Source organism: Microbacterium sp. CFBP9023 (assembly GCF_034045055.1).
Lineage (GTDB): Bacteria > Actinomycetota > Actinomycetes > Actinomycetales > Microbacteriaceae > Microbacterium.
On the sequence record NZ_JAXCWI010000003.1, the window covers coordinates 421,990 to 436,586 of the forward strand.

Here is a 14,597-nt window from a genome sequence, read left to right on the forward strand (position 1 = left end):
CCACGCTAGACGACGTCACCGAGGCTCGGCTCGAATCCGCCTGTGGATGGTGGCGCACCGGGTGTCGGAGGCATCGGGCAGAGTGGAGACATGACTTCTCCCGCCTCTGTCGACACCCGCACCGCTGCGCTCTCGGCTCTGCGCGAGCTGGTCGGCCGCCCGGACGCCGACTTCCACGACGGTCAGTACGAGGCGATCGAGGCTCTGGTCGAGGGGCGCCGCCGCGCGCTCGTCGTGCAGCGCACCGGGTGGGGCAAGTCGGCTGTGTACTTCGTCGCGACGCTGCTGCTGCGCCGCCAGGGGGCAGGGCCGACCGTCCTCGTCTCGCCGCTTCTCGCGCTGATGCGCGATCAGATCGCCGCGGCCGAGCGGGCAGGCGTTCGAGCGGTGGCGATCAACTCGACCAATGCGCACGAGTGGTCCGAGGTCATGGAGCAGCTCGACCGAGACGAGGTCGATGTGCTGCTCGTCTCTCCCGAACGACTCAACAATCCCGCGTTCCGCGAGCAGCAGCTGCCGGCGCTGGTTCGACGGATCGGCATGCTGGTGGTCGACGAGGCGCACTGCATCAGCGACTGGGGGCACGACTTCCGCCCCGATTACCGGCGGCTGCGCGACCTCATCGAGCAGATGCCGCCCGAGGTGCCCGTGCTCGCGACGACGGCGACCGCGAACAGCAGGGTCGTGGCCGACGTCGCCGAGCAGCTCGGCACGGGAGGGGCGTCGGATGCCGCCGGCTCCGAGGTGCTCACGATCCGCGGCCCGCTCGCGCGCACCTCGCTGCGTCTCGGCGTCCTGCGTCTGCGCGACTCCGCCAGCCGGCTCGCGTGGCTGCTGAGTCATATCGACGACCTGCCCGGTTCGGGCATCATCTACACCCTGACGGTCGCGGCCGCGGTCGACACCGCCCGGCTGCTGCGCGATCACGGGCACGACGTGCGCGCGTACACCGGACAGACCGACACCGACGAGCGCACCGAGTCGGAAGGGATGCTGAAGCGCAACGAGGTCAAGGCCCTCGTCGCCACGAGCGCGCTCGGGATGGGCTTCGACAAGCCGGACCTCGGTTTCGTGCTGCACCTCGGCGCGCCGTCGTCGCCGGTCGCGTACTACCAGCAGGTCGGCCGTGCCGGTCGTGCGAGCGAGAGCGCCGACGTGCTCCTGCTGCCCGGCGTCGAAGACCGCGACATCTGGCACTACTTCGCGACCGCGTCGATGCCGGATCGGGAGCGCGCCGAGCGGGTGATCGCCGCCCTCGGCGATCAGCCCATCTCGACGCCCGCGCTCGAGGCGATGGTCGACATCCGGCGTACTCCGCTCGAACTGCTGCTCAAGGTTCTCGACGTCGACGGCGCGGTGCGCCGGGTGCAGGGCGGGTGGGTCGCGACGGGACAGCCGTGGGCCTACGACGCCGAGCGCTATGAGCGCATCGCGGCCGAGCGTCGCGCCGAGCAGCAGCACATGATCGACTACGAGCAGACCGACGGATGCCGCATGGAATTCCTCCAGCGCTCACTCGACGACGACACGGCTGCGCCCTGCGGGAGATGCGACAACTGCGCCGGCATCTGGTTCCCGAGCGAGATCGGCGAATCGGCGACGACGCAGGCCGCGGAATCGCTCGATCGCGTCGGCGTCCCGGTCGAGCCTCGTCGCGCCTGGCCGACCGGAGCCGACAAGCTCGACGTGCCGGTGAAGGGGCGCATCCCCGCGGGGGAGCAGGCCGGAGAAGGGCGCGCACTCGCCCGTCTCACCGACCTCGGCTGGGGCGGCACGCTGCGCGAGCTCTTCGCGGCGGGCGCCCCTGACGCGGTGGTGACGCCCCAGGTTCTCGGCGGCTGCGTGCGCGTGCTCGCCGACTGGGGGTGGGCCGAGCGCCCCGTCGCGGTCGTCGCCATGCCGTCGCGATCGCATCCGCTGCTCGTCGACTCGCTCGCCCGCGGGATCGCCGAGATCGGCCGCCTGCCGTATCTCGGTGCGCTCGACCTCGTGAACGGCGGGCCGACGGGCCAACCCGGTGGCAACAGCGTGTTCCGGCTGGCAGGTCTGTGGGACAGATTCCGCGCGCAGGGCCTCGACGTGCCGACCGGTCCCGTGCTGCTCGTCGACGATCTCGCCGACAGCCGCTGGACGCTCACGGTCGCCGCGCGCACGCTGCGCCAGGCGGGGGCGAGCGACGTGCTCCCGTTCGTGCTCGCGCTGCGCGGCTGACGGCGGGGACACCCGGCTCGAGACCTACCGCAGGTCGTAGACCCGCTGGTATTTGCCCTCGCTCCGGGGCAGCGTGCCCGGCTCCTCGACCGTCACGTCGACGCTGGTGCCGATGTGCATCTTGATGCGGTGGGTGAGCACCGCGGCGGCGGCATCGCAGTCCTCGGCACTCAGCGACGGGTGTCGCTCGATGCGCACGGTCATCGTGTCGAGCTGCCCGACGTGGTGCAGCTCGAGCACGAAGTGCGGGGTGAGCGTCTCGATGCCCATCACCAGCTCCTCGATCTGGGTGGGGAAGAGGTTCACGCCGCGCAGGATGATCATGTCGTCGTTGCGGCCGGTGATCTTCTCCATGCGTCGAAGCGCCGGAAAGGTGGTTCCCGGCAGCAGGCGCGTCAGATCGCGCGTGCGATACCGGATCACAGGAAAAGCCTCTTTGGTCAGCGACGTGAAGACGAGCTCGCCGAGCGCATCGTCCGGCAGCCGTTCCCCGGTCTCTCCGTCGATGATCTCGGGCAGGAAATGGTCCTCCCAGATGTGCGGGCCGTCCTTCGTGAGCACGCTCTCGCTCGCGACCCCCGGCCCCATCACCTCGCTGAGCCCGTAGATGTCGACGGCATCGATGTTCAGTCGCCGCTCGATCTCACGACGCATCTCGTTCGTCCACGGCTCGGCGCCGAGCACCGCGACGCGCAGCGACGTGGTCGTCGGATCGATGCCCGAGGCTTCCATCGCGTCAGCGATCGTGAGCAGATAGCTCGGCGTGCAGAGGATGGCATCCGGTTCGAAATCCGTGATCAGCTGCACCTGCCGGGCGGTCTGCCCTCCCGACACCGGGATCACGGTCGCTCCGAGACGCTCGATCCCGGCATGCGCGCCGAGTCCGCCGGTGAAGAGCCCGTAGCCGTAGGCGTTGTGCACCTTCATCCCCGCGCGGATGCCCGCGGCGTGCAGCGACCGCGCCACCAGGTCGCTCCACCGGTCGAGGTCTCCTTCGGTGTACCCGACGACGGTCGGCCGCCCCGTCGTGCCCGACGACGCGTGGACGCGTCGCACGTCGGCCATCGGCACGGCGAACATGCCGAACGGATAGCTCTCGCGCAGGTCGGCCTTGGTGGTGAACGGCAGACGCCGCACGTCGTCGAGGGTGCGCACGTCGTCGGGGTGCACGCCGTGCTCGTCGAACTTGCGGCGATAGGTCGGCACGTTCTCGTAGGCATGCCGGACGGTCCACTGCAGGCGCTGCAGCTGCAGCCGCGCCAGTCGTTCAGGCGAATGCAGCTCGGCCTCGGCACCGATCTCGGCATGTGTTGCGGTCATCGTCGACTCCTTCGTCGGGGACAGAGCAGTGAGCGTGCGTGCGCTCAGGCGGGGTGCGAGCGGTTCGTCGTGAGCGAGCGGCCGCGGACCTCGGCGACGACATCGCCCGATTCGTCGGTCACCGTCACGTCGTACAGGCCGTTGCGTCCGCTGACGACACGGCGCACCGCGCGCGCTGTCAGTCTCTGGCCGGCGGTCGTGGATTTCAGGAAGGTGATGTCGGCACCACCCGCGACCGTGACGCGATCGTCCTCGTTGCAGGCGATCGCGAAGGCGGTGTCGGCGAGGGTGAACACCAGTCCGCCATGCGTGATGGCGAACCCGTTCAGCATGTCGTCGCGCACGGTCATCGAGACGACGGCCTCTCCGGGGGCGTCCTCCTCGACGGTCATGCCGAGCATCTGCGATGCGGCATCGCGCTGCATCATCTCTCTCATGCGGCGACGACCTCGGGTGTCGGCTGCTTGTTCACCAGCGTGAGCACGTCGTAGGTGGCGACGAGCTCGTCGCTCTGATTGCGGATCACCGCGTCCCAGCGCACCTCTCCGTACTCGTCCGTCTCACGCGGCGTGATCTGCTTCGCGGTCAGCTCGACGCGGATCGTGTCGCCGGGGGAGACCGGCGTGATGAATCGCAGGTTCTCCAGACCGTAGTTCGCGAGCACGGGTCCGGGCTCCGGATCGACGAAGAGACCGGCGGCCCACGAGACGAGCAGGTAGCCGTGCGCGACCCGTCCGGGGAAGAACGGGTTCGCGGCGGCGGATGCCTCGTCCATGTGGGCGTAGAACGTGTCGCCCGTGAAGTGCGCGAACGTCTCGATGTCGGCGAGGGTCACCTCGCGCGAGCCGGAGACGATCTGGTCGCCGATGCGGAGTTCCGCGAGCGACTTGCGGAACGGATGCCGACCGTCGCTGCGCGCGGCCGCCCCCGCGTGCCAGACACCCGTCAAGGCAGTCAGCATCTCGGGTGAACCCTGCACTGCCGTGCGCTGCATGTGATGCAGCACCGCGCGGATGCCGCCGAGCTCCTCACCGCCGCCGGCTCGACCGGGGCCGCCGTGCACGAGGTTGGGCAGGGGCGATCCGTGCCCGGTCGACGATCGTGCATCGTCGCGGTCGAGCAGCAGCATCCGGCCGTTGAACGGTGCGATGCGCGTGGCGAGCTCCACGGCCTGCGCCGGGTCATGCGTGGCGATGCTGGTGACCAGCGAGCCGCCACCTCGGGCGACGAGCGCTGCGGCCTCGGCGATGGTGTCGTAGGTGAGCAGCGACGACACGGGGCCGAAGGCCTCGATCGAGTGCGCCGCGTCGGACTGCGAGTCCTCGAAGCGCAGCAGCAGTGGCGACACGAAGGCTCCGTCGGGTGCGGTGCCGGTGCTGCCGTCCGCGCGACGGACCTCGGGAGCATCCGTCGTCCCGACGACGACCTGCCCGCCCGCCGCCTGCAGGCGATCCACCTGGCGCAGCACCTCATCGCGCTGCCCCGTCGAGGCCAGGGGACCCATGGTGACGCCCTCGGCGCGGGGGTCGCCCAGCACGGTCTTCTCGGCGAGGCGCGCCTGCACGGCGCCGATGATCGCGTCGGCCGAGCCCACCGGCACGATCGCACGCCGGATGGCCGTGCACTTCTGGCCGGCCTTGCTCGTCATCTCGGTGACGAGCTGGCGCACGTAGGCATCGAACTCCGGGGTGCCCTCGATCGCGTCGGTGCCGAGCACCGAGGCGTTGATCGAGTCGGTCTCGGCGGTGAACCGCACGCCGCCGGTCTGCACTGCGGCGTGGGCTTTGAGGCTCTCCGCGGTCGACGCGCTGCCGGTGAACCCGACGATGTCGCCGAGCCGCAGGTTCTCGAACAGGTCAGGCACGCTGCCGCTGACGAGCTGCAGCGATCCGTCGGGCAGCCGTCCCGATTCGACGAGGATGCGCACCATCGCCTCGGCGACGTAGCCCGTGGGCGTCGCGGGCTTCACGAGCGTCGGCATGCCGGCGAGGAACGCGGGTGCGAACTTCTCGAGCGAACCCCACACCGGGAAATTGAACGCGTTGATCTGCACAGCGACCCCGGGGAGCGTCGTGTAGACATGACGACCCAGGAACGACCCGTCCTTCGACAGCGGCTCCACGGGGCCGTCGACATGCACGCGGCTGTTCGGCAGCTCGCGGCGGCCCTTGCCCGAGTACGAGAAGAGCACGCCGATGCCGCCGTCGATGTCGACCCACGAGTCGGCCTTCGTGGCGCCGGTACGGGCGGACAGCGCATACAGCTCGTCCTTGCGCTCGGTGAGAGCGAGGGCGAGCTGCTTCAGCAGCACGGCCCGCTGGTGGAACGTGAGCGCACCGAGGCTCTTCTGCCCGACGGAGCGGGCGTACTCCAGTGCCCCGGCCAGGTCGAGGCCCTCGGTCGACACGACGGCGACGACGTTGCCGGTGGACGCATCGCGGACCTCTGTGGATCGCGTGGGTGACGAGGGCGTCCACCACTCGCCCTGGACGTAGCTCGGCAGATACTCGGTCATCTCTCCTCGTTCCATGCGTAGAACCCTTCGCCGCTCTTGCGGCCCAGCTTTCCCTCGGCGACCATGCGGCGCAGCAGTTCCGGTGCAGCGAATCGCTCGCCGAGCGTGCGCTCCAGCTCTTCGGCGATGCCGAGGCGCACATCGAGCCCGACGATGTCGGTGGTGCGCAGCGGACCCATCGGATGCCGATACCCCAGCGTCATCGCGGCATCGATGTCGGCGGCCGAGGCGACGCCCTCCTCGAGCATCCGGATCGCCTCCAGGCCCAGCATCACGCCCAGCCGCGACGACGCGAAGCCCGGGGAGTCGCTGACGACGATCGGCGTCTTGCCGAGGGCGGCCACCCAGGCGGTGGCGCTCTCGACGACCGCCCGGTCGGTCGCTGCGCCGCGCACGACCTCGACCAGGGCCGAGGCGGGCACCGGATTGAAGAAGTGCAGGCCGAGGAATCGCTCCGGATGTCTGCGGCCCGCAGCGAGATCGTCGATCGAGATCGACGAGGTGTTGCTCGCCAGAACCGCCGACGGGGGCAGCACGGCGTCGGCCCGCGACAGTGCGTCCTCCTTGAGGGCCCGGTCTTCGGGAACCGCCTCGATCGCGAGGTCGACCGCGGCGAAGGCTCGGGGATCGACGCCGGTCGTGATGCGCGCGGTCAATTCGGCCTCGTCGAGCGAGGGGTCGCGGTCGACGGATCTGCGGATGCTGTCGCCGATGCGGGTCAGCGCCGCGTCGGCGCTCGCCGCATCGCGCTCGATCACGCTGACGTGAGATCCGGCGAGCAGGAACGCATGTGCGATGCCGGCTCCCATGCGGCCGCCTCCGAGCACGCCGACCCGATTCGGGGCGCTGCCGATGTCGCTCATCGTCTCTTCTCCAGGAAGTCGGTCATGCGGCGGATCTTCTCGGGCGACTCGAACAGCTCGGCCTGCAGTTCGACCTCGATCGCCGGGTGGCCTGCGCGCGGAGTGCGCAGGGCGCGTTTGGTGTGCTGCGTCGCGAGGGGATCGTTCGCCGCGATGCGATCGACGATCCGGTGTGCGGCCGCGAGCAGCTCGGCGGCCGGATGGAGCGACGAGACGAGTCCCCACCTCAACGCCTCCTCGGCATCCAGAGCTCGGCCGGTGAGGAGCAGCTCGCTCGCCCTCGCGTCTCCGACGATCTCGGGCAGGCGCCAGGTCGCACCGGCTGCGGCGATGATGCCGAGCCCGGTCTCGGGGTTGCCGATGCGGAGGGACGGCGTCGCGATGCGGATGTCGGCGGCGTAGGCGAGTTCGGCTCCGCCCCCGAGCGCGTATCCGTCGAGTGCGGCGATCACCGGCATCGGGAGATCGTGGACGCGGATGAATGCGGTCGCATTGATGGCGCGCCGGGCGTCGTCGGCGGTGCGATCGCGCAGCTGGGCGATGTCGGCGCCCGCCGCGAAGACGCCGTCGGTGCCGGTGATGATCAGCGTGCGCGGCGTCCGCTCGAGCAGCGCGCAGAGGTCGTGCAGCGCGTCGATCGTCGCCTGGTCGATGGCGTTGCGCTTCTCGGGCCGGTCGAGCGTGGCGATCACCCGGTCTCGATGCTCTTCGATGCGCAGAGTCATGTCAGACGCTCCACGATCATCGCGGTGCCCTGACCCACGCCGACGCACATCGTGGCCAGACCGTAGCGCGCGTTCTCGCGCTCGAGGCGGCCGAGCAGTGTGACGATCAGGCGGGATCCGCTGGAGCCGAGGGGATGGCCGAGTGCGATGGCTCCGCCGTCGGCGTTGACGATCGACGGGTCGAGTCCGAGGCGGCGGATGCAGGCGAGGGACTGCGAGGCGAAGGCCTCGTTGAGCTCGACGGCACCGAGGTCGCCGACCTGCAGGCCCGCCTTCGCGAGTGCCTTCTGTGTTGCCGGCACGGGACCCAGGCCCATGATCTCGGGAGCGAGCGCGGCGGTCGCCGAGGCGACGATCCGTGCGCGCGGACGAAGGCCATGTCGCTCGACCGCTTCGGCGCTCGCCACGATGATCGCCGAGGCTCCGTCGTTCAAGGAACTGGAGTTGCCCGCCGTGACGACCTGGCCGCCTGCGACGACCGGACGGAGTGCGGCCAGCGCGTCGAGCGTGCTGTCCCGGCGCGGGCCTTCGTCGGTGTCGACGAGTCCGCGGCCCGTCTCGACGCCCACGATCTCCGGGGCGAGGCGTCCCGCGTCGATCGCCGAGATGGCGCGCTGATGGCTCAGGAGCGCGAAGGCGTCGGCATCCGCTCTGGTGATCCCGTCGATGCGTGCGACCTCTTCGGCGGTCTCGGGCATCGAGAACGTGGCTTTGTCGCGGGCGCTCAGCCGCGGGTTCGTGAAGCGCCAGCCGATCGATGTGTCGAAGGCCGCGCCGGGCTTGGCCCATGCCCGCTCGGGCTTCGCCTGCACCCAGGGCGCGCGTGTCATGGACTCGACGCCACCGGCGACGATGAGGTCGGCGTCCCCTGCGCGTACGGCGTTCGCGGCGAGTGCGATGGCTGACATCCCTGAGGCGCAGAGGCGGTTGACGGTCAATCCGGGGATCGAATCGGGGAGGCCCGCGAGCAGCACGGCCATCCGTGCGACGTTGCGGTTGTCCTCGCCCGCCTGATTCGCGGCGCCGAGGATCACCTCGTCGATGTCGTCCGCGGGGATGGTGGCTCGCGAGACTGTGGCGGCGACGACGAGGGCCGCCAGATCGTCCGGACGGATGCCGGCGAGTGCGCCTCCGTAGCGACCGACGGGGGTGCGGACCCCGTCGACGAGATAGGCCTCGGACATCGTCATCCTCTCGAACGCCCACGCTGGCGATAATTTCAGACCGATCGGTCAGGAATACGATCTCAGATCCGTCCGCGAATGGCAACTCATCCGGACTGACAGACTGGGCCCATGGCAGAACCCGGAATCCAGGCGCCGGCCCCCAAGCGCGGCCGGCCAGGTTATGACCGCGAGCAGGTGCTCGCGGTCGCCGTCAAGGTCTTCAACGAGCACGGCTACGACGCGACGAGCGTGGCCGACCTCAGCGCGACGCTGGGGCTGACGAAGTCGGCGCTCTACCATCACTTCGAATCGAAGTCGGCGATCCTCGAGCTCGCGCTGAACGATGCGCTCGATGCGCTCGAGGCCGTCGTCGATGATGCGACCGCGCAGCACTCGCTGGCCTCCGACCGGCTGCGGGCGATCATCCGCGGCGCGGTGCGGGTGCTCACCGAGAAGCTCCCCTCGGTGACGCTGCTGCTGCGCGTGCGGGGGAACGGCGATGTCGAGACCTCCGCGCTGGTGCGCAGACGTGCGTTCGACCAGCGCGTGACCGCGATCGTGTCGGAAGCGCAGACCGAGGGGCTGATCCGCGACGACGTCGATGCGGCGGTCGCCACCAGGCTCATCTTCGGAATGATCAACTCGGTCGTCGAGTGGTATCGACCCGGGGGTCCCGTCGATCCCGACGAGCTGGGGGAGGACATCCTGCGGGTGAGCCTCGACGGGCTGCAGTCCCGCTGAGCGGGCTCAGTCGTCGGCTGGCGCCACGCGGGGAGGCCAGCTGGTCGCTCCGAGCTCGCGGGAGATGTTGCGCGCCGTCTCGCGCAGCGCGTTGAGCACCGCGTCCGAGGCGGGCGCCTGCGATGTGGGCATCACGACGGCGACCGCGGCGACGATGTCGTTCGACGCGTCGGCGACCGGTGCGGCGACGGACGACTCTCCGAGCACGGCCTCATCGGTCTCCGAGGCGCTGCCTCGCTCGGCGATGGCCGGCAGGTCGAGCAGCAGTCGGGCGACGTCGGTGATCGTGTCCCCGGTGAGGCTGTGCAGCGGCCGCTCGAAGACGGTGCGCTGGAAGCCGAGGTCGTGCGCCAGCAGGACCTTTCCCATCGCGGAGGCATGAGCGGGGATCGCCACGCCGGTCTCGAGCATCTGCTGGCTGTCGTCCGGACGCAGGTCGTGGTGGATCACGAGCACCTCGTGGAAGTGCGGCGCCCCGAGGCGCACCGGCAGGTTCGTGCGGCGTGCGAGCTCCTGCGTCCACCGCATGGCCCTGGCCCGGACGTCGAGGGTGTCGAGATAGACGTTGCTCAGCCGCAGCAGGGTGGGACCGAGCATGTAGCGCTGCCCGCCGCGCTCCTTCGCGACGAGTCCGTGCTCGCGCAGGGACTTGACGATCCCGTGCACGGTCGACGGGGGAAGGCCCAGGGCGAGCGCGAGATCCGTGATGCCGAGATGGCGCGCACCCTGCAGCAGCTCGAGCACTTTCGCTGCGCGATCGATGGCTTGGATCATCGCGGCTCCTCTCTCCGGATCGTCGTCGAGCCGGGCGGTCGCATACATCGTCAGGTCGATCTTGACAACTCGACTGCGCCCGAGCATATTCGACATTGACGAATAACTTTCCAATATTGCGAAAGAGCGCCGCCGTAGAGATCAAAGGAGATCGAACGATGAAGAAGCTCATCAACAACCCCGCCGATGTGCTGGTCGAGTCGCTGCGCGGCGTCGCACTCGCGCATCCGGAGCTCTCGGTCGACCTCGAGACGCACGTGATCACCCGCTCGACGCCGAAGGCGGAGGGGAAGGTCGCGATCGTCTCGGGTGGAGGGTCCGGCCACGAACCGCTGCATGGGGGATACGTGGGCCTCGGCATGCTCGACGCCGCCGTCGCCGGCGAGGTCTTCACCTCGCCCACCCCCGATCGAGTGCAGGCCGCCACGAAGGCCGTCGATCGCGGGGCCGGTGTGCTGCACATCGTGAAGAACTACACGGGAGACGTGCTCAACTTCGAGATGGCGGCGGAGCTCGCCTCGATGGAGGGCATCGAGGTCGGCACCGTGATCGTCGATGACGATGTCGCCGTGCAGGACTCGCTCTACACGGCAGGGCGTCGTGGCGTCGGACTCACGGTGCTGCTCGAAAAGCTGGTCGGCGCCGCGGCTGAGGAGGGGCAGGATCTCGATGCCGTCGTCGCCCTCGCGAAGCGCATCAACGGACAGGGGCGGTCGATGGGCATGGCGCTCACCAGCTGCACGGTTCCCGCAGCGGGCAAGCCGACGTTCGATCTGCCCGAGGACCAGATGGAGATCGGGATCGGCATCCATGGCGAGCCCGGTCGGCACCGGGAGCCACTGGCGCCGGCATCCGAGATCGCCCGGCAGCTCGTGGAGCCGATCCTCGCCGATCTCGACGTCTCAGGTCCCGCCATCGTGATGCTCAACGGCATGGGCGGATCCCCGCTGATCGAGCTCTATCTGATGTACGGCGAGGTGGCCGCGCTGCTCGAGCAGGCGGGAGTGCAGATCGCCCGCAACCTGGTCGGCGACTACATCACCTCGCTCGACATGGCCGGCTGCTCGCTCACAGTGCTGAAGGCCGACGACGAGCTGCTCAGGCTGTGGGACGCGCCCGTCAACACCCCCGGACTGCGATGGGGGGCATGATGGCGGCGATCGACACTGCGGCCCTGGCCGACTGGATCCGGCGGTTCCGCGACGTCATCGCCGAGAAGCGCGAATGGCTCACCGAGCTGGACTCGGCGATCGGAGACGCCGACCACGGCGCGAACATGGCCCGTGGCATGGATGCGGTCGTGGCGAAGCTCGACTCGGGTGTGCCCGACACGGTCGACGAGCTGCTCAAGACCGTCGGCATGACTCTCGTGAGCTCGGTCGGAGGCGCCAGCGGGCCGCTCTACGGCACGCTGTTCCTGCGGATGGGGATGGCTGCAGGGCCCGTGACCGAGCTCGATGGCGCCGGACTCGGCGGCTCGCTGCGTGCCGGCCTCGATGGCATCGTCGCTCGCGGCAAGGCCGAGGCCGGCGACAAGACCATGTTCGACGCCATGGCGCCCGCGGTGGACGCCTTCGACGCCGCGATCTCCGGAGGGGGAGACCTGTCTGCCGCGACGGCGGCGGCCGCAGAGGCTGCCGCGTCCGGTCGGGATGCCACCGAACCGCTCGTCGCCCGGAAGGGACGTGCGAGCTATCTCGGGGAACGCAGCGCCGGCCATCTCGACCCCGGTGCGGCGTCGACGACACTGCTGTTCGAGTCCCTCGCCCAGGCGACCGCGGAATCCTCCTGATGATCGGCATCGTCGCCGTCTCCCACAGTGCTCGACTCGGGGAGGCGGCGCTGGAGCTCGCCCTGCAGATGGTGCAGGGCGGGGGAGCGCGAGTGAGAGTCGCCGCAGGCGCCGGAACGGATGCCGACGGCGCACCCGTCCTCGGCACGGATGCCGTCGCTGTCGCCGCGGCGATCGACGAGCTGGCCGCCGACTGCGACGGTGTCCTCGTGCTGATGGATCTCGGCTCCGCAGTGCTGAGCGCCGAGCTCGCGCTGGAGCTGCGGACGAGCGATGTGCCGGTGCGCCTCGCCCCCGCGCCGTTCGTGGAAGGGCTGCTGGCGGCCGTCGTGTCGGCCGCTGCCGGCGCATCGCTGGACGTCGTCGCGGGGGAGGCGTCGATCGCGCTCGCCGCCAAGAGCGGCCAGCTCGAGGACCCGTCGACGGAAGCCGCTCCGATCGAGTCCGCATCGACCGACCGGTCGGGTGCCGTGACGCGGACGGTGGTCGTGCGCAATCCGCTCGGTATCCACGCGCGACCGGCGGCTCTGATCGCCGAGGCATCGGCGGGCATCGATGTGCGACTGCGTCGACTGCCCGACGGCGCTGAGGCGTCGGGTGCGAGCCTGTCACGACTGCTGATCCTCGGTGCCAGGCTGGGCGACCGGATCGAGCTGTCGGCACTCGGGCGCGACGCCGAGGGGGCGCTCGACCGACTGGTGGCCCTGTTCGACGACGGATTCGGTGAAGGCACGGACGTCGACGCCGTCGCCTCGGGGTCGGTCGGGGCGCACGCTGCAGAGGCAGCCCCCGAGTCCCCTCCCGTCCGGGCAGGCGACGTGCTGCGTGGTCGCGGCGTGAGCTCGGGCAGGGTCGCCGCCGAGGCCGTGCTCCTCGCCGCGCCCGTGCGCGAGCCGGACGAGAGCACCGTCGTCGCGCCTGGTGATCGGGAGGCCGAGGCATCTGCGATCGAGTGGGCCGCAGTGGCGGTGGCAGACCAGCTGCGGGCGAGCACGAGGGAGGCGACCGGCGAGGCTCGGGCGATCCTCGACGCGTCGCGTCTGCTGGCCTCCGACCCCGAACTGGTGGCCGAGGCGGCGGACCTCGTGCGGTCGCGGGGTCGAACGGCCGCGCGGGCGATCTGGGAGACATCGGCGGCGCACGAGAGAGGACTCGCGGCTCTCGGTGGGCGGATGGCCGAGCGAGCGGCCGACATCCGCGACGTCCGTGATCGGATGATCGCGGAGATCCTCGAGGTCGAGATGCCGGGCGTTCCCGAGCGTGATGAGCCTTTCGTGCTGGTCGCGTCGGATCTCGCCCCCGCGGACACGGCAGCCTTGGAAGGCGGCAACTGCGTCGCTCTCGTGACGGAGCAGGGTGGCCCCACCTCGCATACGGCGATCATCGCCCGGTCGCTCGGAATCCCCGCAGTGGTCGGAGTCATCGGCGCGATCGGAATTCCGCGCGGTGCGGTCGTGCTCGTCGACGGCGATCGGGGCACGGTCGAGGTCGACCCGAGCAGCTCTCGAGTCACCGAGGCGAAGGCCGCGTCGCTCGTGGTGCCGTTCGACGGCGAGGGGGTGCTCGCCGACGGACGGCGCATCCCGCTCCTCGCCAATGTCGGGGGAGCGGCCGAGGCCGTCGTGGCCGCTGCCTCGAAGGCCCAGGGCGTCGGTCTCTTCCGCACCGAGTTCTGCTTCCTCGACCGCGCCGACGCACCGACGATCGACGAGCAGGTCGACGCCTATCGAGGTGTCCTCGCCGCGTTTCCGGGGCAGAGGGTCGTGGTGCGCACGCTCGATGCCGGCAGTGACAAACCGCTGCCGTTCGCGAACTCCGACGCGGAGGACAATCCGGCTCTCGGCGTGCGGGGACTCCGCATCGCGCGGCGGGCTCCGAAGCTGCTGGACGATCAGCTCAGGGCACTGGCGCTCGCCGCGGGGGCGGAGTCGGCACTCGTCGAGGTGATGGCTCCGATGGTGGCCACGGTCGATGAGGCACGCGACTTCGCGGAGCGTGCGCGAGAAGCCGGACTGGAGACTGTGGGGGTGATGATCGAGACGCCCTCCGCCGCGCTCCTCGCGTCGGAGATGCTCGAGGTCGTCGACTTCGTGAGCATCGGGACCAACGACCTCGCCCAGTACGCGCTCGCGGCTGATCGACTGCTCGGAGAGCTGGGCGATCTGAACGATCCGTGGCAGCCGGCCGTGCTGCGACTGATCGGGCAGGCGGGTGCGGCCGGACGCCGGTGGGGCCTGCCGGTGGGGGTATGCGGCGAGGCCGCTGCCGATCCCGCTCTGGCCGCCGTGCTCGTGGGGCTCGGTGTCACGTCGCTGTCGATGACACCCCGTGCGCTGGGTCGAGTCGCGGCGGCGATCGCGGGCGTCACGGGCGAACAGTGCGATGCCGCTGCGCAAGCGGTCCTGAGAGCAGCGACGGCTGTCGATGCCCGCGCCGCCGTAGCCGCCGTACTCAACGGAGAGTGACGCGGTCGTCCCGTCGACGACATAT

General features: G+C 70.2%; 12 protein-coding genes. 5 read left to right on the forward strand and 7 right to left on the reverse strand.

Annotated elements, in window-relative coordinates:
- Positions 1 to 90 precede the first annotated feature (90 nt).
- Positions 91 to 2,211 (forward strand): RecQ family ATP-dependent DNA helicase, encoded by a 2,121-nt coding sequence (locus SOM10_RS16685; protein ID WP_320491198.1) that lies wholly within the window; start codon positions 91 to 93, stop codon positions 2,209 to 2,211.
- A gap of 24 nt (positions 2,212 to 2,235) precedes the next feature.
- Here the strand turns inward: SOM10_RS16685 and paaK are convergent, their stop codons facing one another.
- The 6 genes from paaK to SOM10_RS16715 are packed head-to-tail and all read right to left on the reverse strand — an operon-like array spanning position 2,236 to position 8,818.
- Positions 2,236 to 3,531 (reverse strand): phenylacetate--CoA ligase PaaK, encoded by a 1,296-nt coding sequence (paaK, locus tag SOM10_RS16690; RefSeq protein WP_072590916.1) that lies wholly within the window; start codon positions 3,529 to 3,531, stop codon positions 2,236 to 2,238.
- Positions 3,532 to 3,575: 44 nt separating this feature from the next.
- Positions 3,576 to 3,968 (reverse strand): hydroxyphenylacetyl-CoA thioesterase PaaI, encoded by a 393-nt coding sequence (gene paaI, locus SOM10_RS16695; RefSeq protein ID WP_053095433.1) that lies wholly within the window; start codon positions 3,966 to 3,968, stop codon positions 3,576 to 3,578.
- On the reverse strand, positions 3,965 to 6,046 hold the full coding sequence (paaZ, locus tag SOM10_RS16700; protein WP_320491201.1) for a phenylacetic acid degradation bifunctional protein PaaZ: 2,082 nt from the start codon (positions 6,044 to 6,046) through the stop codon (positions 3,965 to 3,967). The genes paaI and paaZ overlap by 4 nt, the downstream gene beginning before the upstream one ends.
- Complete coding sequence (locus SOM10_RS16705; RefSeq protein WP_320491203.1) at positions 6,043 to 6,909, reverse strand: 3-hydroxyacyl-CoA dehydrogenase family protein; 867 nt, start codon at positions 6,907 to 6,909, stop codon at positions 6,043 to 6,045. The genes paaZ and SOM10_RS16705 overlap by 4 nt, the downstream gene beginning before the upstream one ends.
- Complete coding sequence (locus SOM10_RS16710) at positions 6,906 to 7,634, reverse strand: enoyl-CoA hydratase/isomerase family protein (protein WP_056277488.1); 729 nt, start codon at positions 7,632 to 7,634, stop codon at positions 6,906 to 6,908. Before SOM10_RS16710 ends, SOM10_RS16705 begins: the two co-directional genes overlap by 4 nt.
- Positions 7,631 to 8,818: an acetyl-CoA C-acyltransferase gene (locus SOM10_RS16715; RefSeq protein WP_320491205.1), complete on the reverse strand. Its 1,188-nt coding sequence runs from the start codon at positions 8,816 to 8,818 to the stop codon at positions 7,631 to 7,633. Before SOM10_RS16715 ends, SOM10_RS16710 begins: the two co-directional genes overlap by 4 nt.
- 111 nt (positions 8,819 to 8,929) lie before the next feature.
- Between SOM10_RS16715 and SOM10_RS16720 the strand changes: the two genes are divergently transcribed.
- The gene (locus SOM10_RS16720) at positions 8,930 to 9,541 is read left to right on the forward strand and encodes a TetR/AcrR family transcriptional regulator (RefSeq protein ID WP_053095438.1); all 612 of its coding nucleotides are present in this window, start codon (positions 8,930 to 8,932) and stop codon (positions 9,539 to 9,541) included.
- Between the two features lie 6 nt (positions 9,542 to 9,547).
- On the opposite strand, the gene SOM10_RS16725 is transcribed toward SOM10_RS16720, so the two are convergent.
- Positions 9,548 to 10,315, reverse strand: coding sequence for an IclR family transcriptional regulator (locus tag SOM10_RS16725; protein ID WP_320491207.1), 768 nt, complete (start codon positions 10,313 to 10,315; stop codon positions 9,548 to 9,550).
- A gap of 158 nt (positions 10,316 to 10,473) precedes the next feature.
- Here SOM10_RS16725 and dhaK point away from each other — a divergent pair, with 158 nt between their 5' ends.
- From dhaK to ptsP, 3 genes are read left to right on the forward strand one after another with little or no spacing between them, the layout of a single operon-like run.
- The gene (gene dhaK, locus SOM10_RS16730; RefSeq protein ID WP_056277499.1) at positions 10,474 to 11,466 is read left to right on the forward strand and encodes a dihydroxyacetone kinase subunit DhaK; all 993 of its coding nucleotides are present in this window, start codon (positions 10,474 to 10,476) and stop codon (positions 11,464 to 11,466) included.
- Positions 11,466 to 12,107 carry a dihydroxyacetone kinase subunit DhaL gene (gene dhaL / locus SOM10_RS16735; protein ID WP_056277501.1) on the forward strand — a complete coding sequence of 214 codons (642 nt, stop codon included), beginning with the start codon at positions 11,466 to 11,468 and terminating at the stop codon, positions 12,105 to 12,107. Before dhaK ends, dhaL begins: the two co-directional genes overlap by 1 nt.
- A complete protein-coding gene (gene ptsP, locus SOM10_RS16740; protein ID WP_320491209.1) occupies positions 12,107 to 14,572 on the forward strand; it encodes a phosphoenolpyruvate--protein phosphotransferase in 2,466 nt (821 codons plus the stop codon). The genes dhaL and ptsP overlap by 1 nt, the downstream gene beginning before the upstream one ends.
- The last annotated feature ends 25 nt before the right edge of the window (positions 14,573 to 14,597 follow it).

Bases quoted from the DNA above. Each gene is read 5' to 3' on its own strand.
- SOM10_RS16685 (WP_320491198.1), top strand. From the start codon at position 91: ATGACTTCTCCCGCCTCTGTCGACACCCGCACCGCTGCGCTCTCGGCT.
- paaK (WP_072590916.1), bottom strand. From the start codon at position 3,531: ATGACCGCAACACATGCCGAGATCGGTGCCGAGGCCGAGCTGCATTCG.
- paaI (WP_053095433.1), bottom strand. From the start codon at position 3,968: ATGAGAGAGATGATGCAGCGCGATGCCGCATCGCAGATGCTCGGCATG.
- paaZ (WP_320491201.1), bottom strand. From the start codon at position 6,046: ATGACCGAGTATCTGCCGAGCTACGTCCAGGGCGAGTGGTGGACGCCC.
- SOM10_RS16705 (WP_320491203.1), bottom strand. From the start codon at position 6,909: ATGAGCGACATCGGCAGCGCCCCGAATCGGGTCGGCGTGCTCGGAGGC.
- SOM10_RS16710 (WP_056277488.1), bottom strand. From the start codon at position 7,634: ATGACTCTGCGCATCGAAGAGCATCGAGACCGGGTGATCGCCACGCTC.
- SOM10_RS16715 (WP_320491205.1), bottom strand. From the start codon at position 8,818: ATGTCCGAGGCCTATCTCGTCGACGGGGTCCGCACCCCCGTCGGTCGC.
- SOM10_RS16720 (WP_053095438.1), top strand. From the start codon at position 8,930: ATGGCAGAACCCGGAATCCAGGCGCCGGCCCCCAAGCGCGGCCGGCCA.
- SOM10_RS16725 (WP_320491207.1), bottom strand. From the start codon at position 10,315: ATGATCCAAGCCATCGATCGCGCAGCGAAAGTGCTCGAGCTGCTGCAG.
- dhaK (WP_056277499.1), top strand. From the start codon at position 10,474: ATGAAGAAGCTCATCAACAACCCCGCCGATGTGCTGGTCGAGTCGCTG.
- dhaL (WP_056277501.1), top strand. From the start codon at position 11,466: ATGGCGGCGATCGACACTGCGGCCCTGGCCGACTGGATCCGGCGGTTC.
- ptsP (WP_320491209.1), top strand. From the start codon at position 12,107: ATGATCGGCATCGTCGCCGTCTCCCACAGTGCTCGACTCGGGGAGGCG.